20 protein-coding genes are annotated in these 21892 nt (G+C 73.6%); 10 read left to right on the top strand and 10 right to left on the bottom strand.

All coding sequences use genetic code 11. From position 1 onward, the window contains the following. The first annotated feature begins 35 nt into the window (after positions 1 to 35). Positions 36 to 2504, top strand: a complete 2469-nt coding sequence (locus ABZO31_RS09815; protein WP_406860733.1) for a beta-glucosidase — start codon at positions 36 to 38, stop codon at positions 2502 to 2504. A 65-nt stretch (positions 2505 to 2569) separates the two neighbouring features. On the opposite strand, the gene ABZO31_RS09810 is transcribed toward ABZO31_RS09815, so the two are convergent. Continuing rightward, the gene (locus ABZO31_RS09810; RefSeq protein WP_406860732.1) at positions 2570 to 3451 is read right to left on the bottom strand and encodes an SGNH/GDSL hydrolase family protein; all 882 of its coding nucleotides are present in this window, start codon (positions 3449 to 3451) and stop codon (positions 2570 to 2572) included. Between the two features lie 261 nt (positions 3452 to 3712). Here ABZO31_RS09810 and ABZO31_RS09805 point away from each other — a divergent pair, with 261 nt between their 5' ends. After that, positions 3713 to 4207 carry a DUF3145 domain-containing protein gene (locus ABZO31_RS09805; protein WP_406860731.1) on the top strand — a complete coding sequence of 165 codons (495 nt, stop codon included), beginning with the start codon at positions 3713 to 3715 and terminating at the stop codon, positions 4205 to 4207. A gap of 148 nt (positions 4208 to 4355) precedes the next feature. On the opposite strand, the gene fabF is transcribed toward ABZO31_RS09805, so the two are convergent. The 5 genes from fabF to fasR form a co-directional block, all read right to left on the bottom strand. Then, positions 4356 to 5618 carry a beta-ketoacyl-ACP synthase II gene (gene fabF / locus ABZO31_RS09800; protein ID WP_406860730.1) on the bottom strand — a complete coding sequence of 421 codons (1263 nt, stop codon included), beginning with the start codon at positions 5616 to 5618 and terminating at the stop codon, positions 4356 to 4358. 79 nt (positions 5619 to 5697) lie between these two features. Beyond that, positions 5698 to 5946, bottom strand: a complete 249-nt coding sequence (locus tag ABZO31_RS09795) for an acyl carrier protein (RefSeq protein WP_406860729.1) — start codon at positions 5944 to 5946, stop codon at positions 5698 to 5700. Between the two features lie 84 nt (positions 5947 to 6030). Continuing rightward, the gene (locus tag ABZO31_RS09790; RefSeq protein WP_406860728.1) at positions 6031 to 7032 is read right to left on the bottom strand and encodes a ketoacyl-ACP synthase III; all 1002 of its coding nucleotides are present in this window, start codon (positions 7030 to 7032) and stop codon (positions 6031 to 6033) included. Positions 7033 to 7045: 13 nt separating this feature from the next. Next, positions 7046 to 7957: an ACP S-malonyltransferase gene (locus ABZO31_RS09785; protein ID WP_406860727.1), complete on the bottom strand. Its 912-nt coding sequence runs from the start codon at positions 7955 to 7957 to the stop codon at positions 7046 to 7048. Positions 7958 to 8046: 89 nt separating this feature from the next. Continuing rightward, complete coding sequence (fasR, locus tag ABZO31_RS09780; protein WP_406860726.1) at positions 8047 to 9228, bottom strand: fatty acid biosynthesis transcriptional regulator FasR; 1182 nt, start codon at positions 9226 to 9228, stop codon at positions 8047 to 8049. A 91-nt stretch (positions 9229 to 9319) separates the two neighbouring features. Here fasR and ABZO31_RS09775 point away from each other — a divergent pair, with 91 nt between their 5' ends. Then, complete coding sequence (locus ABZO31_RS09775) at positions 9320 to 9982, top strand: pirin family protein (protein WP_406860725.1); 663 nt, start codon at positions 9320 to 9322, stop codon at positions 9980 to 9982. A gap of 266 nt (positions 9983 to 10248) precedes the next feature. Here ABZO31_RS09775 and ABZO31_RS09770 read toward each other — a convergent pair whose 3' ends face one another. Continuing rightward, on the bottom strand, positions 10249 to 11418 hold the full coding sequence (locus tag ABZO31_RS09770) for a L,D-transpeptidase (protein WP_406860724.1): 1170 nt from the start codon (positions 11416 to 11418) through the stop codon (positions 10249 to 10251). A 203-nt stretch (positions 11419 to 11621) separates the two neighbouring features. On the opposite strand from ABZO31_RS09770, the gene ABZO31_RS09765 reads away from it, so the two are divergent. The 5 genes from ABZO31_RS09765 to ABZO31_RS09745 are packed head-to-tail and all read left to right on the top strand — an operon-like array spanning position 11622 to position 17193. Then, on the top strand, positions 11622 to 12806 hold the full coding sequence (locus ABZO31_RS09765; protein ID WP_406860723.1) for a lipid II:glycine glycyltransferase FemX: 1185 nt from the start codon (positions 11622 to 11624) through the stop codon (positions 12804 to 12806). Further along, positions 12803 to 14434 carry a murein biosynthesis integral membrane protein MurJ gene (gene murJ, locus ABZO31_RS09760; RefSeq protein WP_406860722.1) on the top strand — a complete coding sequence of 544 codons (1632 nt, stop codon included), beginning with the start codon at positions 12803 to 12805 and terminating at the stop codon, positions 14432 to 14434. Before ABZO31_RS09765 ends, murJ begins: the two co-directional genes overlap by 4 nt. 34 nt (positions 14435 to 14468) lie before the next feature. Next, positions 14469 to 15152 carry a response regulator gene (locus tag ABZO31_RS09755; protein WP_406860721.1) on the top strand — a complete coding sequence of 228 codons (684 nt, stop codon included), beginning with the start codon at positions 14469 to 14471 and terminating at the stop codon, positions 15150 to 15152. Continuing rightward, positions 15149 to 16663, top strand: coding sequence for a sensor histidine kinase (locus tag ABZO31_RS09750; protein WP_406860720.1), 1515 nt, complete (start codon positions 15149 to 15151; stop codon positions 16661 to 16663). The genes ABZO31_RS09755 and ABZO31_RS09750 overlap by 4 nt, the downstream gene beginning before the upstream one ends. After that, positions 16660 to 17193 (top strand): hypothetical protein, encoded by a 534-nt coding sequence (locus tag ABZO31_RS09745; RefSeq protein WP_406860719.1) that lies wholly within the window; start codon positions 16660 to 16662, stop codon positions 17191 to 17193. The genes ABZO31_RS09750 and ABZO31_RS09745 overlap by 4 nt, the downstream gene beginning before the upstream one ends. Positions 17194 to 17221: 28 nt before the next feature. Here the strand turns inward: ABZO31_RS09745 and ABZO31_RS09740 are convergent, their stop codons facing one another. Next, positions 17222 to 18040, bottom strand: a complete 819-nt coding sequence (locus ABZO31_RS09740) for a serine hydrolase domain-containing protein (RefSeq protein WP_406860718.1) — start codon at positions 18038 to 18040, stop codon at positions 17222 to 17224. Between the two features lie 52 nt (positions 18041 to 18092). Between ABZO31_RS09740 and ABZO31_RS09735 the strand changes: the two genes are divergently transcribed. Both ABZO31_RS09735 and ABZO31_RS09730 read left to right on the top strand, forming a co-directional pair. Continuing rightward, complete coding sequence (locus tag ABZO31_RS09735) at positions 18093 to 18578, top strand: MerR family transcriptional regulator (protein WP_406860717.1); 486 nt, start codon at positions 18093 to 18095, stop codon at positions 18576 to 18578. Continuing rightward, positions 18575 to 19591, top strand: a complete 1017-nt coding sequence (locus tag ABZO31_RS09730; protein WP_406860716.1) for an aldo/keto reductase — start codon at positions 18575 to 18577, stop codon at positions 19589 to 19591. Before ABZO31_RS09735 ends, ABZO31_RS09730 begins: the two co-directional genes overlap by 4 nt. A 67-nt stretch (positions 19592 to 19658) precedes the next feature. Here the strand turns inward: ABZO31_RS09730 and ABZO31_RS09725 are convergent, their stop codons facing one another. Further along, positions 19659 to 20846: an acyltransferase family protein gene (locus ABZO31_RS09725; RefSeq protein WP_406860715.1), complete on the bottom strand. Its 1188-nt coding sequence runs from the start codon at positions 20844 to 20846 to the stop codon at positions 19659 to 19661. Continuing rightward, positions 20843 to 21838: an alpha/beta hydrolase gene (locus ABZO31_RS09720; RefSeq protein ID WP_406860714.1), complete on the bottom strand. Its 996-nt coding sequence runs from the start codon at positions 21836 to 21838 to the stop codon at positions 20843 to 20845. The genes ABZO31_RS09725 and ABZO31_RS09720 overlap by 4 nt, the downstream gene beginning before the upstream one ends. Positions 21839 to 21892 lie beyond the last annotated feature (54 nt).

Raw genomic sequence — 21892 nt, 5'->3', positions numbered from 1 at the left:
GGCGGCCACCGACACGTCAACGAGGAGGTTCGGCCATGGCGGAGACCGCACGGGACGACGACGCCCGGAGAGAGGCGGCCGTCGAGGCGGCGCTGGGCAGGCTCGACCTGGATGCCAAGGCCCGGCTGCTGGCCGGCCGGGACATGTGGTCGCTGCCGGCCCTGCCCGGGATCGGCCTGGCGTCCCTGGTCATGTCCGACGGCCCGATCGGCGTCCGGGGTGTCCGCTGGACCGCCGACGACGCGTCCGTCGCGCTGCCCTCGCCGACCGCCCTCGCCGCCGCCTGGGACCCGGAGCTGGCCCGCCGGGCCGGCCGGCTGCTCGCCCAGGAGGCCCGCCGCAAGGGCGTCCACGTGCTGCTCGCGCCCACGGTGAACCTGCACCGCTCACCGCTCGGCGGCCGGCACTTCGAGGCGTACAGCGAGGACCCGTTCCTCACCGGCGCCGTCGCCACCGGCTACGTGCGGGGCGTCCAGGAGGGCGGCGTCGGCACCACCGTGAAGCACTTCGTCGGCAACGACGCCGAGACCGACCGCTTCACCGTCGACAACCGGATCGCCCCGCGCCCGCTGCGCGAGCTGTACCTCGCCCCCTTCGAGGCGATCGTGAGGAACGCCCACCCCTGGGGCATCATGACCGCCTACAACCAGGTCAACGGCACGACCATGACCGAGCACCGCTACCTCGTGAACGAGGTCCTGCGCGGCGAGTGGGGCTTCGACGGCTTCAACGTCTCCGACTGGATGGCCGCCCGCTCCACCACCGGCGACATCGAGGGCGGTCTCGACGTCGCCATGCCCGGCCCGCGGACCGTGTACGGCGAGTCGCTCGCCGCCGCCGTCCGAGCCGGCGAGGTCGCGGAGTCCGCCGTCGACGCCGCCGTACGCAACGTCCTGCGGCTGGCCGCCCGTGTCGGCGCCCTGGACGGCGCGCCGCCGGTCGTCGCCGCGCCGCCCGCCGGCATCGACGGCGACGCGCTGGCCCGCGAGCTCGCCCGCCGCGGCTTCGTCCTGGTCCGCAACGAGAACGACGCGCTGCCGCTCCGGCCGGGCGCGACGGTCGCGCTGTCCGGCGCGGCCGCCCGCGACGCCCGGGTCCTCGGCGGCGGCTCCGCGCAGGTCTTCCCCGACCACGTGGTCTCCCCGCTCGACGGGCTCGCCGCGGTCCTGCCCGAGGGCTCCCTGACGTACTGCGTCGGCGCCGACCCCAGCGACGAACTCGCGCCCGCCGGACAGGGGTTCACCCTGCGCGCGGTCTGCCGCGACGCCGCCGGGAACGTGCTCGGCGAGGGCACGCTGCCGAGCGGCCAGGTGCAGTGGATCGGCGACGACCTGCCCGCCGGGGTCACCCACGAGGCGCTCGCCTCCGTCGAGGTCACCGGCACGTTCACCCCGCGCGAGAGCGGCGCGCACGCCTTCGGCACCCGCGGCCTTGGCGCGTACCGGCTCACCGTCGCCGGGCGGACGCTGTTCGACGGCGTGCAGCACATGGGCCCGGAGACCGACCCGTTCGAGGCGTTCTTCGGCTCGCCCGTCGAGCGCGGACAGGTCGAGCTCACCGCCGGCGAGACGGTGGAGGTGTCGCTGCGGCACACCCTCGCCAAGGAGTTCGCGGCCCGGCTGCCCGCGGTGATGTTCTCCTTCGTCCACCTCGGTCCGCGCCGGGACCCTGCCGAACTGATCGCCGAAGCCGTCGCGGCCGCCCGCGCCGCCGACGCCGCCGTCGTGGTCGTCGCCACCACCGAGCGCGTCGAGTCCGAGGGCTTCGACCGCACCGACCTGGCGCTGCCCGGCCGTCAGGACGAACTCGTCCGCGCCGTCGCCGCCGTCAACCCGAACACGGTCGTCGTGGTCAACGCGGGCTCCCCGGTGGAGCTGCCGTGGCGCGAGGACGTCGCCGCGGTGCTGCTGAGCTGGTTCCCCGGCCAGGAGGGCGGGGCGGCGCTCGCCGATGTCCTCACCGGCGCGGAGGAGCCCGGCGGCCGGCTCCCCACCACCTGGCCGGCCGTCCTGGCCGACGCGCCGGTCACCCGTGTCACCCCGGCGGACGGCGAACTCTCCTACGACGAAGGCGTGTTCATCGGCTACCGGGCCTGGGACCGGTCCGGCGCCGTCCCCGCGTACCCCTTCGGCCACGGCCTGGGCTACACGACCTGGTCGTACGACTCCCTGGAGTGCGGCCCGGAGCGGGCCACCGTCCGGATCACCAACACCGGCGCGCGTACCGGCCGCGAGGTCGTCCAGCTCTACCTCGCCCCCGAACCCACGGAGTCGTTCGGCGTGCAGAGCACGACGGCCGAGCGCCCGGCGCGCTGGCTGGCCGCCTTCGCGAGCGTCGAGGCAGCCGCGGGCGAGTCGGTGGACGTCGAACTCGCGCTGCCCCGGCGGGCCTTCGAGATCTGGGACGAGGAGAAGGACGGCTGGGTCTTCGTGCCCGGCACGTACCGGGTCGTCGCCGCGCACTCGCTCACCGACGAACGGCTCGCCGTGACACTGGAGCTGTGACCGGCCGACCGACCGGCGCGGCCCATCGACCGGCCCCGGGGCGGAACCTGACACCGCCCCGGGGTCTACGCCCGCGTGACCTGCCGGTACGCCAGCTCCGCGAGCCGGGCCTGGCCGTCCTTGCTGGGGTGGAAGAAGTCCCAGGGGCTGAGCTGCGCGTCGCCGAACGGGTAGCCGAACACCGCGCCGCCGTCGTACCGGCAGCGGGCGTCCGTCGCGCAGACCTCGCGCAGCACCTCGTTGTACGCCACCACCCGCGCGCGCACCAGGTTGCGGCGCTCCTCGGCGGCCGGGCTGGTGTCCTCGGCGTCGGCGAGCATCGAGCCGCAGATGCCCAGCTTCCATATCTGACGGCTCATCGGATTGGTCCGGCCGGTGGACCACAGCCGCTTCAGGTCCGGCACGCTCGTCACGTACACCTGCGCCTTCGGCGCGCCGGAACGCAGCCTGGCCAGCGCCGTGCTGAACGAGGCCCGGAAGTCGGCGACCGGGGTCATCTGCTCCGGGCGCTCCCGGCAGGCGTCGTTGGCGCCCGCCATCACCGTGACCAGCTCCGGCCGCTCGGCCGCGGCCAGGGCCATCTGCTGCGGCAGTTCGGCCATCCGCGCGCCGCTACGGGCGAGGTTCCAGCTACGGGCCGCCGCGCCCTCGGGGCCGAGCAGCCGCAGCGCGAGGCTGTCGACGGTGGCGTCCGTGCCGGTGGACCAGGACACCTCCGGGCAGTCCGCGAGGACCTGACAGGCGTCGAAGCCACGGGTGATGGAGTCGCCGACGGCGGCGATCGAGGCGGGGCTGCGGTCCCAGACGGGTGTGGGGGAGGGCTTAGGGGTGGGGCGGGCGGCCATCGTGCCGCCGTCGTCCGGTCCGCAGCCGGAGAGCGCCGCCGCGCACAGCAGCGCGGCCGCTCCTCCGGCGACCGTCCTGTGGAATCGTCGCCCCGCGCGCATCCCTCGGTCCCCTCCGTCGCGTCCTGGCGAGTGAAAGCTTGGTGTCCACCCGTACCAGGACCGACCGTACGTCACCCCAAGGAGGGTGCGGCACGGTAGTTTTTCCCCCGTCGAACCAGAGGCGTCTCTGCCTGCCGGCTCCGGTAAATTACATCACGTCACATGCTGTCCCTTTTTCGGTGGTTTGTGACGTTCCGCTCCCGATGCTGTTTACTGAGGCCGCTGGGAAAAGGCGAACCTCGTCCCACACTGGAGGTCCCGGTGACGACACGTGGAGTCCTGTACGTGCACTCCGCACCGCGCGCGCTCTGCCCGCACGTCGAATGGGCGGTGGCGGGCGTGCTCGGTGCGAGGGTCCAGCTCGACTGGATCCGCCAGCCCGCGGCCCCCGGGACGTGGAGAGCCGAGTTCTCCTGGCAGGGGCAGACCGGCACGGCGGCCAAGCTCGCCTCCGCGCTGCGCGGCTGGCAGATGCTCCGCTTCGAGGTCACCGCCGAGCCCTGCCCGACCGCCGAGGGCGAGCGGTACAGCGCCACGCCCGATCTGGGCATCTTCCACGCCGTCACCGGACTCCACGGCGACATCCTCGTCCCCGAGGACCGGCTGCGGGCCGCGCTCGCGCGCTCCACGCGCGGAGAGTCCGAACTCGAGGCGGAGATCGCCAAGCTCCTCGGCAAGCCGTGGGACGACGAACTGGAGCCCTTCCGCTACGCCGGCGAGGGCGCCCCCGTCCGCTGGCTCCACCAGGTCGTCTGACCCCACCCAGACACGCCGAAGGCCCCCGGCAGAGCCGGGGGCCTTCGCGTCGCGTCAGTTGCCGCTTTTTCTGCGTCCCTCGCACCGCTTCGGGGCGCTGTGCCGGGCTCCGCCCGGCGGTCGGGGCGGGCCGGGCCCGCCCCTTGCGTCACACCGTGCGGAACGCCAGGACCACGTTGTGGCCGCCGAAGCCGAACGAGTTGTTGATCGCGGCGATGGTGCCCTGGGGCAGCTCGCGGGGCTCGTCGCGGACGATGTCCGCCTCGACCGCCTCGTCCAGCTCGTCGATGTTGATCGTCGGCGGAGCCGTGCGGTGGTGGAGGGCCAGGACCGTGGCGACGGTCTCGATGCCGCCCGCGCCGCCCAGGAGGTGGCCGGTCATGGACTTCGTCGCGGAGATCGCGACGTGGTCCAGGTCGTCGCCCAGGACCTTGCGCAGCGCCTTGATCTCGGCGACGTCGCCCTGCGGCGTCGACGTGGCGTGCGCGTTGAGGTGCACGACCTCGGAGGGCTTCAGGTCCGTCGAGTCCAGCAGGTTCTGCATCGCGGTGGCGATGCCCCGGCCGGTCGGCTCGGGCTGCGCGATGTGGTGGCTGTCGGCCGACAGGCCCTGCCCCAGCACCTCGCAGTAGATCCGCGCGCCACGGGCCTTCGCGTGCTCCTCGGACTCGAGGATGACGACGCCCGCGCCCTCGCCGAGCACGAAGCCGTCACGGCCGGTGTCGTACGGACGCGAGGCCTTGGTGGGCTCGTCGTTGTTCTTGGACATCGCCATCATGTTGGCGAACGCCGCGATCGGCAGCGGGTGGATCGCCGCCTCGGTGCCGCCGGCGACGACCACGTCGGCCCGGCCGGTACGGATCATCTCGACGGCGTAGCCGATCGCCTCGGCGCCGGACGCGCACGCGGACACCGGGGTGTGCACGCCCGCCCGGGCGTTCACCTCCAGGCCGACGTTCGCGGACGGGCCGTTCGGCATCAGCATCGGCACGGTGTGCGGGGAGACGCGGCGGACGCCTTTCTCCTTCAGCACGTCGTACTGGTCGAGCAGCGTGGTGACACCGCCGATGCCGGAGGCGATGACGGAACCGAGCCGCTCGGGGGCGATCTTCTCGTCCTCGCCGGCCGGGGCGGTGTAGCCCGCGTCGGCCCACGCCTCGCGGGCCGCGATCAGCGCGAACTGCGCCGAGCGGTCCAGCTTGCGGGCCAGCGGGCGGGGGAGCACCTCTTCCGGGTCCACCGCGGCGGGCGCGGCGATCCGGACGGGCAGCTCGGCGTAGCGGTCGCCCTCGAGGGGCTTGACGCCGGAGCGGCCGGCCAGCAGACCTTCCCAGGTCGAGGCCGAGTCGCCACCCAGCGGTGTGGTTGCGCCGATACCGGTGACGACCACGGTGCGATTGGTCGAGCTCACAGGAATTCTTTCTCCATGTGTGTGATGGTCGAAATACGGCGCCACCGCCGGGTGGCTGACCGAGTCAGCAGGGGCCGAATCAGCCCTGGTGCTTCAGGATGTAATCGGCGGCGTCGCCGACCGTCTTGAGGTTCTTGACGTCCTCGTCCGGGATCTTGACGTCGAAGCGCTCTTCGGCGGCGACGACGACCTCGACCATGGACAGCGAGTCGACGTCCAGGTCGTCGGTGAAGGACTTGTCCAGCTGGACGTCCTCGACCGGGATGCCGGCGATCTCGTTCACGATGTCGGCGAGACCGGCGACGATCTCTTCCTGGGTGTGGGCCATGCTGGCGCTCCTTGGGTGTTGTTCAGGTTGTTCAGGTTGTTCAGCGTGGTGCTGCGGCCCCGTACGGAGTGGTCCGTACGGCGCCTAGGGGAGGGTAACGACCGTCGCGGCGTAGACGAGACCCGCCCCGAAGCCGATGACGAGCGCGGTGTCACCGCTCTTCGCCTTCCCGGTCGCCAGGAGCCGCTCCATCGCGAGCGGGATCGAGGCGGCCGAGGTGTTGCCGGTGGTCTCGACGTCACGGGCGACCGTGACGTGCTCCGGCAGCTTCAGCGTCTTCACCATCGAGTCGATGATCCGCATGTTCGCCTGGTGCGGGATGAAGACGTCCAGGTCCGCCGCCGAGATGCCGGCGGCGTCCAGCGCCTGCTGGGCGACCTTCGCCATCTCGAAGACGGCCCAGCGGAAGACCGCCTGACCCTCCTGCGTGATGGCCGGGAACTTCTCGACCTCGCCGTCACGGTAGTCCGTCCACGGCACGGTCTGCTTGATGGTCTCGGACTTGTCGCCCTCGGAGCCCCACACGGTCGGGCCGATGCCCGGCTCCTGCGCGGGGCCGACGACCACGGCGCCGGCGCCGTCGCCGAAGAGGAACGCGGTCGCGCGGTCCTCCAGGTCCGTGAGGTCGCTGAGCCGCTCGACGCCGATGACGAGTACGTACTCCGCCGAGCCCTCGACGATCATGCCCTTGGCGAGGGTCAGCCCGTAGCCGAAGCCGGCGCAGCCCGCGGAGATGTCGAACGCGGCCGGCTTGACCGCGCCGATCTTGTCCGCGATCTCGGTGGCGACCGCCGGGGTCTGCTTGAAGTGCGACACCGTGGAGACGATCACGCCGCCGACCTGCTCCGGGGTGATCCCGGCGTCGGCGATGGCCTTGCCCGCCGCCTCGACCGACATCGCGCACACGGTCTCCTCGGAGGAGGCCCAGTGGCGGGTGGAGATGCCGGAGCGCGAACGGATCCACTCGTCGGACGAGTCGATCGTCTCGAGGATCACCTCGTTCGGCACCACACGGGTCGGGCGGTAGCCGCCGACACCGAGGATGCGGGCGTACGGGGCGCCCTTGCTGGGCTTGATCTTCGACATGCTGGGCGGCTCCTTAGGCAGTGTGCTCGGAAAGCAGCGTGCGGGCCGCGTCGAGGTCGTCGGGGGTCTTCAGGGCGAGGGTCTCCACACCCGGCAGCGCGCGCTTGGCCAGACCCGTCAGCGTGCCGCCCGGGCACACCTCGATCAGAGCCGTCGCGCCGAGCTCCTTGAAGGTCTCCATGCACAGGTCCCAGCGGACCGGGTTGGCGACCTGGCCGACCAGGCGCGAGACGACCTCGGCACCGGTGGCGACCTGGGCGCCGTCCTTGTTGGAGACATACGGCAGGGTCGGGTCGGCGACGGTGAGCTCACGGGCCGCGTCGGCCAGCTTCGCCACCGCGGGCTCCATGTGCAGCGTGTGGAACGCGCCGGCCACCTTCAGCGGGACGACCCGGCGGACGCCCTCGGGCTTGTCCGCCTCCAGCGCCGCGAGCTGCTCCATCGTGCCGGCGGCGACGATCTGGCCGGCGCCGTTCACGTTGGCGGGGGTCAGGCCCAGCTTCTCCAGGTGCGGAAGCGTTACCTCGGGGTCTCCGCCGAGCAGCGCCGACATGCCGGTCCGCACGATCGCGGCGGCCTCGGCCATCGCGAGACCGCGGGTGCGGACGAAGCGCAGCGCGGCGGTGTCGTCGAGGACGTCCGCGAGGGCGGCGGCGGTGATCTCACCGACGCTGTGGCCGGCGACGGCGTTCGGCCGCATGCCGAGCGCCTCGGCGGACAGCAGGCCCGCGGCCACCAGCAGCGGCTGCGCCACCGCGGTGTCGCGGATCTCGTCCGCGTCGGCCTTGGTGCCGTAGTGGGCGAGGTCGAGCTCGATGGCGTCCGACCAGGCCGCGATGCGGTCGGCCGCGCCGGGGAGGTCGAGCCAGGGAGTCAGGAAGCCGGGCGTCTGAGCGCCTTGGCCGGGAGCGACGAGTACGAGCACCCTCACACTCTCTCTTGTGGACGGTTCGGGGCGCCCGTGGGGACAGGGACGAAGAACCGTCGGGGGAATTGTTGACGTCCGACAAAAGTCTAGGACTGCGGATCTCCGTCGGCCAGACGCCCCAGGATCAGGGCGATCCGCAGCGTGAACGCGGACCTGACGTCGGAGGGTGACCACCCGGTGACGTCGGTCACACGTCGGAGCCGGTAGCGCACGGTGTTCGGGTGGACGAAGAGCATCCGCGCCGCGCCCTCCAGGCTGCTCGCCTGCTCCAGATAGACACTCAGAGTTTCCAGCAGCGCCGAGCCCGCTTCCTCCAGCGGTCTGTAGATCTCCTCCACCAACTGCTCGCGGGCCGCAGGGTCGGAGGCGATGGCGCGCTCCGGCAGGAGATCGTCCGCGAGCACCGGGCGCGGCGCGTCCTGCCAGGCCCCGCACGCCTTCAGCCCGGCCGCCGCGGCCTGCGCGGACCGGGTCGCGGCCAGCAGGTCCGGTACGACGGGCCCGGCGACGACGGGCCCGGCGGCGTACGGCCCGATCAGGGCCTTGGCGACGCCGAGGGGGTTGTCGCTGCCGCCCGCGATCACGACGAGCCGGTTGCCGAGCACGCCCGTCAGGACCTGCAGCTTGGCGTGCCGGGCGGCGCGGCGGATCGCCTCCACGGTCAGCTCGCTGTCGCCGTCGGGGGCGGTGCCGAGAACGACGCAGACGTGCTCCGGCGAGTTCCAGCCGAGCGCGGCGGCGCGGGACACCGCGCCCTCGTCGGCCTCACCCGACAGGACCGCGTTCACGACCAGCGACTCGAGCCGCGCGTCCCAGGCGCCGCGGGCCTCGGCGGCCTGCGCGTACACCTGCGCGGTGGCGAACGCGATCTCGCGGGCGTACACGAGCAGCGCCTCGCGCAGCACGGACTCGTCGCCCGGCGCGGCGACCTCATCGATCGCCGACTCCATGACCTCGATGGTCGTCCGGACCATCTCGACGGTCTGGCGCAGCGTGATCGCGCGGGTCAGCTCGCGCGGCGCGGTGCCGAAGACGTCGGTGGAGATCGCCTGCGGGGTCTCGGGGTGCCGGAACCACTCGGTGAACGCGGCGATACCGGCCTGGGCGACCAGACCGATCCACGACCGGTTCTCGGGCGGCATGGCCCGGTACCACGGCAGCGTCTCGTCCATGCGCGCGATCGCATGGGCGGCGAGCCGCCCCGACGACTGCTCCAGGCGCTTCAGGGTCGCGGAGTGGGGATGATCGGCGTTCGTGGGTTCAGGCACGGACTAAGGGTGCCTTATCGGAAGCCGGGGATGTGGCGTAGGGGCGGTTGCGAGCGTCGCCCGCCCCGGGCACCGGGATACCGTGACCCCCGTGATCCGCATCCAGCGTGCCGCCCACCGCTACCCCGGCGGCGACCCCTCGGCCGGCATCGAGACCCGGCACGCGTTCTCGTTCGGGGCGCACTACGACCCCGACAACCTCCGGTTCGGCGCGCTGCTCGCCTGCAACGAGGAGCGGCTCGCGCCCGGCGCCGGGTTCGACGAGCATCCGCACAGCCACACCGAGATCGTCACCTGGGTCGTCGAGGGCGAGCTGACCCACCGCGACACCGCGGGTCACGCCACCACCGTCCGTGCCGGCGACCTGCAGCGGCTCAGCTCGGCCGCCGGCGTCCGGCACGTGGAGCGCAACGACGGCGACGTGCCGCTCACCTTCGTGCAGATGTGGCTCGCCCCGCTGAACCCCGGCGGCGAGCCCGCGTACGAGATCGTGCCCGGGATCGCCGACTCCACCCCGTACGCCCTGCCCGAGGCCGCCGCGATGCTGCACGTCCGCCGTCTGGAGCCGGGGGACCGCACCGCCGTGCCGGACGCCGACCACGTGTACGTGCACGTCGTCCGCGGCACCGTCCGCCTCGACGGCGAGGAACTCGCCCCCGGCGACGCGGCCCGCATCACCGACGCACGGGACCTGGCCCTGATGGCGACGGACGACGCCGAGGTCCTGCTCTGGGAGATGCGGCGCCCGGAGTAGGCCCCTCCGGCCTCGCCGAGCCCCTCACCACGAGGTCCCTGGCACGCGCGCTCGGCGTCAGCGACGCGACGGCCTCGTCCACCGCGACGGCGCTCCGATCGGCCGGTCTGGCGACCACGACGCGCACCGGCCGCTCCGTCATCCACCGGCGCACGCCCCTGGGCACGCTGCTCGCGGGCGGGGGGCCGACGTGACGCGCGGGCGCTCGCGGAGGCCGTCCCCGCGGGTCCGCCGGGCATCCGTGCCGGCGCCTCGCGATCCGGTGGTCAGCGGGTCAGCGCGCTCTTCGCCCTCCACTGCTCCCACGGCACGTTCCACGCCCCGTAGCCGTTGCCCTCCGCCACCGTGCCCTTGGTGTCGGCTCCCTTGATCTCGAACGGGTCGCCGACCCGGACCTCCGCGTAGAACGACGTGGCCTGCGCCGTGCTCATGCCGATGCAGCCGGAGCTGCGGTTCGCCACGCCGAACCACTTCGCGTTCCACGGCGCCGCGTGCGCGTACATGCCCGACCAGGTCAGCCGCATCGAGTAGTCGACCATCTTGTCGTAGGCGTCGCCGAGGCCGACCGTCTCCGAGTTCATGTTGATCGTGCCCTCCTTGGACATCAGCACCGCCGTGCCCCGCCAGGAGCGCTTGTCGCCGCCGGGGGTGCCGCCGGACACGGGGATCGTCCGGACCACCGTGCCGGCCCGCTCCAGCCGCAGCTTCTTCGCGTCCAGGTCCACCTTCACTATCTGCCGCTCACCGACGGTGAAACCCGTCCTGTAGTCGCGGACGAACCAACCGCCGCCCGAGTCCACGCCGTTGAGCGTCGCGTCCAGGGTGACCTTCGTGCCGGTCCGCCAGTACTCCTTCGGGCGCCAGTCGACCCGGTCCTTCCCCGACCAGTCCTTCAGCCAGCCCCACGAACCCTCCGTGCCGTTCGACGTGGTCACCTTCAACTGCCGTTCCACGTCGGCCTTCCGGGTCACCGGGGCGTCGAAGACGATCGACAGCGGCTGGCCGACGCCGACGGTGGTGTTCTTGCCCGGGGCCAGGGTCAGCTTGTTGACCCGCTCCGCGTCGGGGGTGGAGAACGTCGACGCCGACGCCGTCTCCTTCCCGCCCGCCGTCCGCGCGGTCGCCTCCACGCGGTACGTCGTGCCCGGCGCGGCCACCCGCTCCGACGCCCACGACGCGCCGCCGGGCGCGGTCCGGCCCGCCAGGGCGACGCCCTTCGCGTCCACGACCTTCACCGCGGTCAGCGTCCCGCCGGTCGCCGTCACCGTCACGGCCCTGCCCGCCGCGGGCTTCGCCACGGTCACCTTCGCCGCGGGCTCCGCCGCCGGGCGGTCGTCCGTGCGGGGCGAGCCGGACGCCCCAGACGAGCAGGCCGCCAGGACGGAACACAGGGCGACGGCCGCCAGGGCGGGACGTATTCGAGCACGCGCAGACATCACGGAGACCTCCAGGGCCGACATCCGAAAAGAGTGGGATGCCCGGACAGTAAGTCGCGCCGACCGCCCCAAACCCCATGTGACGGCGGCTGCAGAAGAACGGTCATCGTCCGGTCACAATCGCCGCGCGGAGCGGTCGCATTCGGCTGTGAGCCTGCTGTGCGTCCCCACCACCGAGGGGGCGGAACAAGGAGGCTCCCGTTGTGTCAGCGCTGCTCGTGACGGCCCCCGCTGCCGGGCCGGCCGGGGCGGAGATCCGGCTCCGCCCGGTCACCTCCCAGGAGTACCGGGCGTTCCTCGCCGCTCGCGCCGACGGCCCCGACGGGCCCAGCTTCCTGCAGTGCCCCTCCTGGGCCGGTGTGAAGACGGGCTGGCGGCCGCTGTTCCTCGGCTGGGGCCCCGGCGACGGTCCGCTCACCGGTGTCGCGCTCGCCCTGCTGCGGCCCTTCCCCGGCACCCGCAAGTACTTCGCCTACCTGCCCGAGGGCCCCGTCGCCGACTGGGCCGACCCGGACCTTGACCACTGGCTCACCCCGCTGCTCCGGCATCTGCGGGCGGCCGGCGCCTTCGCCGTACGCATCGGGCCCACGCCCGACTTCCGGCGCTGGAACGCCGCCCGGCTCAAGACCCTCACCGGGCGCGGCAGGCGGCTGTCCGACGTGCTCGCCTGCGAGGTCGACCCGCTCGGCACCGCCGTCTCCGAACGCCTCCGCGCCCGCGGCTGGCGCCGCTGCGGCGGCGACGCCGAGGACGGCGCGGACGCCCAGCCCCGTTTCGTCTACCGCGTACCGCTGGCCGGCCGCACCACGGACGACCTGTGGGCCGGGCTCAACCAGGAGTGGCGGCGCAACGTCCGCAAGGCCCGCAAGGCGCGTGTCGAGGTCGTCGTCGGCGGCGCCGCCGACCTGCCCGAGTTCCACCGGCTGCTGCGCATCACCGAGGAGCGCGATGGCTTCCGGCTCGGCCGCGACCTCGCGTACTACGAGCGCCAGTACGCGGTCCTCAACGCCGAGGAACCCGGCCGGATGAAGCTCTACCTCGCCCGCCACGAGGGCGAGATCCTGGCCGCCCACACCCTGGTCACCGTCGGCCGCCGGGCCTGGTACCAGACCGGTGCGTCCGCCGACCACCGCCGCGAGGTCCGCCCCTCCAACGCCCTTCAGTGGCGCATGATGTGCGACGCCCACGCCGCCGGGGCCGACGTCTACGACCTGCGCGGAGTACCCTCCACCCTCGACCCGGACGACCGCGCCCACGGGCTGCTGCGCTGGAAACTCGGCACCGGCGGACAGGTCGTCGAGACGCTGGGGGAGTGGGAGACACCTTTGCACGGCACCACGAATCACACGCTGTACCGCGCCTTCCAGGCGTACCTGGCCCGCCGATGACGACGGCGGTCGGGGAGCGGCGCGCGCCCTCCGTGCTGCGCAGCGGCGCGGTGATGGCGGCCGGTTCGGTCGTCTCGCGCGCCACCGGCTTCGTCCGCTCCGCCGTCGTCGCGGCGGCCCTCGGCATCGGGGCGCTCGCCGACGGGTACGCGGTCGGCAACTCCGTACCGACGATCGTGTACATGCTGCTGCTCGGCGGCGCGCTCAACGCCGTGTTCGTCCCCGAACTGGTCAAGGCGGCGAAGGAGCACGAGGACGGCGGCGCCGCGTACACCGACCGGCTGCTGACCGTCTGCGTCCTCGCCCTGCTCGCCCTCACCGCGGGCGCGGTCCTCGCGGCGCCCGCGATCGTCGACGCGTACACCGACTACACCGGCGAACAGCGCACCGTCACCGTCGCGTTCGCCCGGTACTGCCTGCCGCAGGTGCTGTTCCTCGGACTGTTCACGCTGCTCGGCCAGGTCCTCAACGCGCGGGGACGGTTCGGCGCGATGATGTGGACGCCGGTCCTCAACAACCTCGTCGTCATCGGGGTGTTCGCCCTGTACCTCGCGACCGCCGACGGCGGCGCGGTCACCGCGCGTGAGACCGCGCTGCTCGGCTGGGGCACCACCGCCGGCATCGCCGTACAGGCGCTGGCGCTGCTTCCCGCGCTGCGCGCGGCGAAGTTCCGCTGGCGGCCCCGGTTCGACTGGCGCGGCAGCGGCCTGACCGCCCCGCTGCGCGCGGCCGGCTGGCTGGTGCTGCTCGTCCTCACCAACCAGGCCGCGTACTGGGTGACCACCAAGCTCGCGACGGCGGCGGGGGTACGGGCGCAGGCGCTCGGCGTCGACGGCGGCGTCGGCTTCGCCGCGTACAACAACGCGTACCTGGTGTGGGCCGTGCCGCACGGCATCGTCACCGTCTCCCTGGTCACCGCGCTGATGCCGCGGATGAGCGCGGCCGCGGCGGACGGCGACCTGGCGAAGGTGCGCCAGGACGTCGGCTACGCGCTGCGCACCAGCGCGGCCGCGGTCGTCCCGGCGGCCTGCGCGCTGTTCGCGCTCGCCGTGCCGCTGCTCGCGCTGGTCTTCCAGTACGGCGTGACCGACGCGCAGGACATCCGGGCGATGGCGTACACGCTGATGGCGTTCGCGCCCGGACTGGTCGCGCTGTCCGGCCAGTACGTGCTCACCCGCGCCTTCTACGCGCTGCGCGACACCCGCACCCCGTTCCTGCTGAACCTGCTGATCGCGGGCGGCAACGCGGCGCTGTCCTGGGCGGCGTACGAACTGCTGCCGGCGCGCTGGGCGGTGACGGGTCTGGCGGCCGCGTACGCGCTGGCGCTGTGGGTGGGCTGGGCGGCGACGGGGTGGGCGCTGCGCAGGCGGCTGCGCGGGGACGCGTTCTGGTCCACGACACCTGCCGCGCTCGCCCGGCTGCTGGCCGCCGCCGTACCGGCCACGGGCCTCGGACTCGCCACGGCCACGCTCGCCGCCCCGGCCGGTCCCGCCGCCGCGGCCCTCGCGGGCGCGCTGGTGATCGTGGCCGTCTTCGCCCTGGCCGCCCGCCCGTTGCGCCTCGCCGAGGTGCAGACCCTGCTGGCCGCCGCCCGGCGGCGCGCGGCCGGCCTGCGCCGACGCGGCTGACCCCACCCCTCCGACCCCTTGGGATACTGCTCCGATGCCTCGCGTGCTGCTGATAGAAGACGACCCCTCCGTCCGTGAAGGGGTCGAACTCGGGCTCCGGCGCCGGGGACACGAGGTGCGCGGGGCCGCCACCGGCGAGGCGGGCCTGGCGCTGCTCGCCGAGTTCCGGCCGGACCTGGTGCTGCTCGACCTGATGCTGCCCGGCATGAACGGCGTCCAGGTCTGCCGCCGGGTCCGCGAGGACAGCCAGCTGCCGATCATCATGCTCACCGCCCGCGGCGACGACTTCGACGTCGTCGTCGGCCTGGAGGCCGGCGCGGACGACTACATCGTCAAACCGGCCCGCACCGAGGTCATCGAGGCCCGCATCCGCGCCGTGCTGCGACGCATCGAGGAGCCCGGCGGCGGCCGGCCCGCCGTCGAGTTCCACGGCGAACTCGCCATCGACCGCACCGGCCTCACCGTCGCCAAGTCCGGCGACCGGGTCGCCCTCGCCCCGTCCGAACTCAAGCTGCTGCTCCATCTCTCCGCCGCCCCCGAGCAGGTCTTCAGCCGCCAGCAGCTCCTGGAGCACGTCTGGGAGCACAGCTACCACGGCGACGCCCGCCTCGTGGACGCCTGCGTCCGCCGGCTCCGCAACAAGATCGAGGACGTGCCCGGCAGCCCGCGCTACATCCAGACCCTGCGCGGCTTCGGCTACCGCTTCGGACCGCTGTGAGGACGCACGTCCCGGGGGAGGACGGGGAGGACCGTGCCAAGGGCGGACACCCGTTCCGGCTGCGCCCCTTCGGCCTGCGCGCCCGGCTCGTGCTCGCGTTCCTGCTGGTCGCTGCCGTCGGCTGCGGCACCACCGCCGCGCTCACGTACCGCGCCGCCCGCAACGCCGTCCTGGAGCAGACCCAGGACACCGCCGTCACCGCCTTCCGCCAGCAGGTGGAGACCCTGACCGTGCGGCTCCCCGTCGAACCGGAGCGCCTGCGCGGCGAGTTGCTGCGCATCGCCAAGCACGGCAAGCCGCACCCCTGGCGGGTCTACGCCGAGTACGGGACCCTGCGCGTCTCCTCCACGGACCGCCCCGACTCCACCGTCCTCACCTCCGAACTGCGCACCCGGGCCCACGCCCTCGGCGCCACGCACAGCAGCTTCCAGCGGGTCGTCAAGGGCGGCGAGCCGTACCTGACCGTCGCCGTCCCCGCCCTCTTCCCCGAGGGCGGCGGCTACCCGGCGGCCCGCCCCACCGGCCTGGTGCTGTACGCGGTGATGGACCTCGGCACGGAGGAGGCCAACATCGAGGCGATGGTCCTCGCCGCCCGCGACGGCGCCGTGCCCGCCCTCGCCGTCGCCCTGATCCCGGCGCTGCTCGCCGCCCGGGGCGTACTGCGCCCGGTGCGCGAACTGCGGCTCGCCGCCCGCAGCATGGGCCGGGGCCGGCTCGACACCCGGATCCACGCCAAGGGCAGCGACGAACTCGCCGACCTGGCCCGGACGTTCAACGCCTCCGCCGCCCAGCTGGAACGCTCCGTCGCCGAACTCCGGCGGGCCGAGACCCGGGCCCGCCGCTTCGCCTCCGACGTCTCCCACGAACTGCGCACCCCGCTGGCCGGCATGCTCGCCGTCACCGAGCTGCTCGACGAGGACGCGGCCGCCCTCGACCCCGACACGGGCCGCGCCGTCCGGCTGATCAGCGCGGAGACGGTGAAGCTGGCCGCGCTCGTCGAGGACCTGATGGAGATCTCCCGCTTCGACGCCCGCGCCGCCGAACTGCACACGGACGAGGTCGACGTCGCGGAGGCGGTCCGCAAGACCCTGCAGAACCGTCGCTGGACCGAGCCGGAGACAGACGTGGAAGCGTCCGGCTCCGCCGATGTCGTCACCGAACTCCCCGACGGCCTCCGGGCCCGTCTCGACCCGCGCCGCTTCGACGTGGTCGTCGCGAACCTGGTCGGCAACGCGCTGCGGCACGGCGGTGCGCCGGTGACGGTCCGCGTGTACGAGGACCGGGGCCGGCTCGTCACGGAGGTCGCCGACCGGGGGCCGGGCATACCGGAGGACGTGCTGCCGCACGTCTTCGACCGCTTCTACAAGGGCGACCCGGCCCGTACCCGTTCGTCCGGCAGCGGCCTGGGCCTGGCGATCACGCAGGAGAACGTCCGGCTGCACGGCGGCGAGGTCGTCGCAGCCAACCGACCTGGCGGCGGCGCGGTCTTCACGGTCAGGATCCCGCTGTGAGGGCCCGGCGGGCACCGGCCGTCCTGTCCGGGCTGCTCGGCCTGTTCGCCCTGGCGGGCTGCGGCATCCAGAAGTCCGACATCGTCGAGGCCGGCGCCGGCGCGCCCGTCACCGTGCAGCCGGCGAAGGGCGCCCGGCTGATGCCGTTCTTCGTCGCCGCGGACGGCCGGCTGCTGCCGGTGGTCCGCGACCCCGGGCTGGGATCCGAGGCGGACGAGTACCGCGTCGCCACGGATCTCGCGCTCGGCATCCTGCTCAAGGGTCCCGCCGAACTCGAGCGGGCCGCCGGCGTCACCACCCGGCTGACCGACCACGAGCGGACGGTCGTGCGCGCCGGGCAGGAGGTCCGCTCCGGCGGTGTCCGGGTGATCTGGGTCCGCCTCGGGGCCCAGGTGCGGGACCTGGACCCGGTGGCCGTACGGCAATTGGTCTGTACGGCCGCCTACGCCGAGGAGCCCGAGGGCGAACTGCCGGTGGAGATCTCCGGCATCGACGGCGCCCTCCCTCTCACCCGCTGCGACATGGACTGAGGGCTGCCGGGAGGGCCGGGAGCGGGAGTCAGGAGGAACGGAGCTCCGCGAGCACCGCGTCCGTGAACGGCGGCCACGCCTCGATCGCCCACGGGCCGAAGGCCCGGTCCGTCAGCGCCACGCACGCCGCCCCCGCGTCCGGGTCGATCCACAGGAACGTGCCCGACTGCCCGAAGTGGCCGAAGGTCCGCGGCGAGGACGAAGCGCCGGTCCAGTGCGGCGACTTGGAGTCCCGCAGCTCGAAGCCGAGCCCCCAGTCGTTGGGCCGCTGGTGCCCGTAGCCCGGCAGGATGCCGGTGGAGCCCGGGTACTGCACCGTCATCGCGTCGAGCACCGTGCGCGCGTCGAGCAGCCGCGGCGCCTGCACCTCGGCGGCGAACCGCACCAGGTCGTCGACCGTCGACACGCCGTCCTTCGCGGGCGAGCCCTCCAGCGACGTCGCCGTCATGCCCAGCGGCTCCAGGACCGCCTGGCGGAGGTACTCCGCGAAGGGGATGTCCGTCGCCTTGGCGACCAGGTCGCCGAGCACCTCGAAGCCGGTGTTGGAGTAGATCCGCCTGGTGCCCGGCGCGGCCATGACCCGGTTCTCGTCGAAGGCGAGCCCCGAGGTGTGCGCCAGGAGGTGCCGTACCGTCGCGCCCTCGGGCCCGGCCGGCTCGTCGAGGTCGACCGCCCCCTCCTCGTACGCGACGAGGACGGCGTACGCGGCCAGCGGCTTGGTCACCGAGGCGAGCGGGAAACGCCGGTCCGTCGCTCCGTGCGCCCCCGCCACGGAGCCGTCCGCGCGGACGACGGCGGCGGCCGCGGTGGGGACGGGCCAGTTCTCGATCAACGCCAGGCTCTGCATGCGGACGAGCCTACTTGCTTCGAGTGCACTCCAAGGTTTTAGCGTGGTGGTCATGAGCGTGACGGAGACCACGACTGCGGACACGACGACTGCGGACACGACGACGGCGGACATGACGACGGCGGACTGCGCGACCGCGACCGCTGCTGCCGGGCCCGCCCCCAAGGACCGCTACACGATCAGCGAGGTGGCGGCCCTGACCGGGCTCACCGCACACACCCTGCGCTGGTACGAGCGGATCGGTCTGATGCCGCACGTCGACCGTTCGCACACCGGTCAGCGCCGTTTCACCCGGCGCGACCTGGACTGGCTGGCCTTCGTCGGCAAGCTGCGGCTGACCGGCATGCCGGTCGCCGACATGGTCCGGTACGCGGAGCTGGTGCGCGAGGGCGACCACACGCACGCCGAACGGCGCGCGCTGCTCGAGTCCACCCGGCGCGACGTGCTGCACCGGATCGCGGAGCTCCAGGACACGCTCGCCGTACTCGACTTCAAGATCACCCACTACGGGACACTCAGCGGAGGCAATCCCACATGACGACCAGGATCGACACCGTCCGGCTCGGTGGTCAGGACGGCCCGGAGATCGGCGTCCAGGGCTTCGGTGCCATGGGCATCAGCGAGTTCTACGGGGACACGGACGAGGCCGCGGCCCGTGACACCCTCGACGCGGCCCTGGAGGCCGGCGTCACCCTGATCGACACGGCCGACGCGTACGGACGCGGCGCCAACGAGGAGTTCCTGGCGCCGTTCGTCGCCGCGCACCGCGACGAGATCACGCTGGCCACCAAGTTCGCCATCGAGCGCACGGACGACCCCACGTACCGGGGGATCCGCAACGACCGCGCCTATGTCCGGCAGGCCGTGGAGGGCAGTCTGCGCCGCCTCGGCGTCGAAACCATCGACCTGTACTACATGCACCGCCGCGACCCGTCCGTGCCGCTGGCCGAGTCGGTCGGCGCGATGGCGGAACTGGTGCAGGAGGGGAAGGTGAAGCACCTGGGGCTGAGCGAGGTGACCGGAGCCGAGCTGCGAGAGGCGTACGCCGTGCACCCGATCGCCGCGCTGCAGTCGGAGTGGTCGCTGTTCTCCCGGGACGTGGAGCGCAGCGCGGTCGGCGCGGCGGCGGAGCTGGGCGTGACATTCGTGCCGTACTCGCCCCTCGGCCGCGGCTTCCTGACGGGCTCCTTCGCGGACGCGTCGAAGGACCTGTCGGACAGCGACTTCCGCCGCGCCCAGCCGCGCTTCAGCGGCGAGAACGCGGAGCGGAACGCGGCGCTCCTTGCCCCGGTCCACAAGATCGCGGCGGCACACGGGGCGACGGCGGCACAGGTGGCGCTGGCCTGGGTGCAGCAGCGGGCCCAGGTGCACGGCCTGACGGTCGTCCCGATCCCCGGCACCCGCAAGCGCTCCCGGCTCCTCGAGAACGCGGCGGCGACGCGGATCACGCTGACGGACGCGGAACTGGCGGACCTGGAGCCGATCGCCGCGCAGGTGGCGGGCGACCGGTACCCGGACATGTCGTTCACGGCGGTGGCCCGGGAGGCGTAGGGGCTCACGCGGCCCGCACAGCTCACACAGCCCGCACAGCTCACCCAGCCCACGCAGCTCGCGCGGCTCACGCCAGGGCGAACACCGCGAACCCGGCGGCCAGGGCCCCGGCCGTGGCCCGCAGGGCGGGCCCGGTGTTCGCCCAGGGCGCCTCGAACCGTCGCGCGTACCGTCCGATGAGGACGAGCAGCGCGGCGAACACCGGCATCCAGGCCAGCCGGGCGAGGATCCAGCCGGCCGTGTCCGGCGCGCCGACGAGGCCGGCGAGCTCGCCGCCGTACGAGGCCGGGATCGCGGCGGCGAGCATCGCCGTCTGGTGCCAGCACAGGATCGTCATCGCGGACAGGTTGATCACGACGACCGGAGCCCAGAGCGCGGGCCGGCGCAGCAGCCGGCCGAGCCGCTCCCGGAGCAGGATCGCCGCGCCGCTCTGCGCGGCGGCCAGCGCGAGCACCAGCAGCGACGGCGGATGCGAGTTGGTGCGGGCCTCGCCGGGCACCCCGACCATGGACGCCGGGTAGCCGAAGACCAGCAGCAGCGCGGCGAACAGGGCCGCGCCGCCGAGCAGCAGCCCCCTGGCGTGCCGCCGGGTCACCCGGCCCGCGGCCCAGGAGACGCCGAGCTGGTAGGCGAACATCCAGCCCGGCAGGATGTTGACGACGCTCAGCCAGCCGGGCAGCGCCTCGCCGTACGGCCCGTACCGCAGCGCGTCGACGACGGCGACCGTGGCGAGCAGCGGTGCCGCGGCCCAGACGCCGAGCCGGCGGGCGGCGCGGACGCAGTACGGGGTGAGCGCGGTGATCACCGTGTACACGCCGACGAACCACAACGGCTGCACCACCAGCGTGGACGCGGTCCGCAGCGTGCCCTCGGGGACGCCGAACCCGTAGTGCAGCAGCGCGAGGAGCGCGGCCCACACCGCGGTCACGCCGAGCACCGGCCGGCCGAGCCGGGCGAGCCGCCCCTTCAGCCAGTCGCGGGCGGGGCCGGTGTGCCGCGCGTACGACAGGGCGGAGGCGAAGCCGCCGACGAGGAAGAAGATCCCGAGCATCTGGAGCACCCAGCTGACCGGGGCGAGCCCGCCGAACGTGGAGAGCGGGCTGGCGTTGCGGATCGCGCCGTCCTCGGTGAGCGCGAACCCGCCGAGCAGCCAGTGCCCGGTGGGCACGGCGAGCAGGGCGAGGGCGCGCAGCCCGTCGACGGCGCGGTCGCGGTGGGCGGGCGTACGGCTCTCGATGGCCTGGACGATCTTCATCGGGCTTCTCCCCTGGCGATGGCGGCGAAGGCGCGCAGCGACTCGGTGCCGGGCGCGAAGTACCCGTCGTGTCCGCGGGCGTCACCGGCGGGCACGGGCCGGGCGCCGAACTCGGGGGTGGTCGGGTCGGCGCCGTGGCCGAGCCCGAGGAGCCGGACGTTCGGCACCTTGGAGATCCAGTCGTCCGGGTCCTTGGCGGCCCAGACGCGGGCCGAGGTGTGCAGTGCGGCGACATTGGCGGCGCGCATGCCGGGGGAGCCGTGGACGACGAGGTCCCGCGCCTTGAGCCGGTGCGCGGCGAGGCCGCAGACGACGGAGCCGTAGCTGTGGCAGTACACGGCGGGCTCGGGCGCGCCGGCGGCGACCAGGCCGTCCACGAACCGCGCCAGCCGGTCGGCTCCCGCCTCGGCGAGGCCACCGGTGGCGGCGTCGACCCCGACGCCGACGGGCGTGGTGTACCCGACCCAGGCGACGACGGCCGTCCCCGCTCCGGCGGCGCCGTACAGCGCCTCGGCCTTCGCGACGACGGAGGCGCTGCGCCCCGCGTCGGTGTCGGACCCGGGCACGACGACGGCGACGTGCGCGGCCCGCCGGAGATCCCCGACGACGACGGCGACCTGCCCCCGCCCACGCGGGTCGTAGGAGAGCACCTGCCGCCCGGCGAACCGCGGGTCCCCGCGCAGGGAGCGGGCGTTGGCGGCGTACCGGAGCCCGACCGGAACCCCGTCGAGATTCCCGACGACGGCGGGGTGCCGCTGCGCGAGCAGCCGCTGCTCCGGGACGCTCAACGTCCCGAAGTACCGGGCGACCTGGGCCGGAGTCAGCGTCTCGGGATCGGGCAGCCCGGCCCCCACCCAGTCGCCGCGCGCCTCTTCGGGCAGCCCCACGACGGCGCGTTGCGCCCCGGCCGAGGCCCACCCGGTGGTCCCCGCGACGGCGGTGACCGCCAGCGCGACGGCGGCCAGTGTCCTCCTGTACCGAAGTCCCCGCATCCGAATCCCTCCCCGTTCCCGCACCACGCTGTTGACGCGAGGAAGGTAGGAAGG

Source organism: Streptomyces solicamelliae, assembly GCF_045348655.1.
GTDB lineage: Bacteria > Actinomycetota > Actinomycetes > Streptomycetales > Streptomycetaceae > Streptomyces > Streptomyces solicamelliae.
The sequence above is the reverse complement of the archived record's forward strand: the minus strand, read 5'-3'. Positions and strand labels throughout refer to the sequence as shown.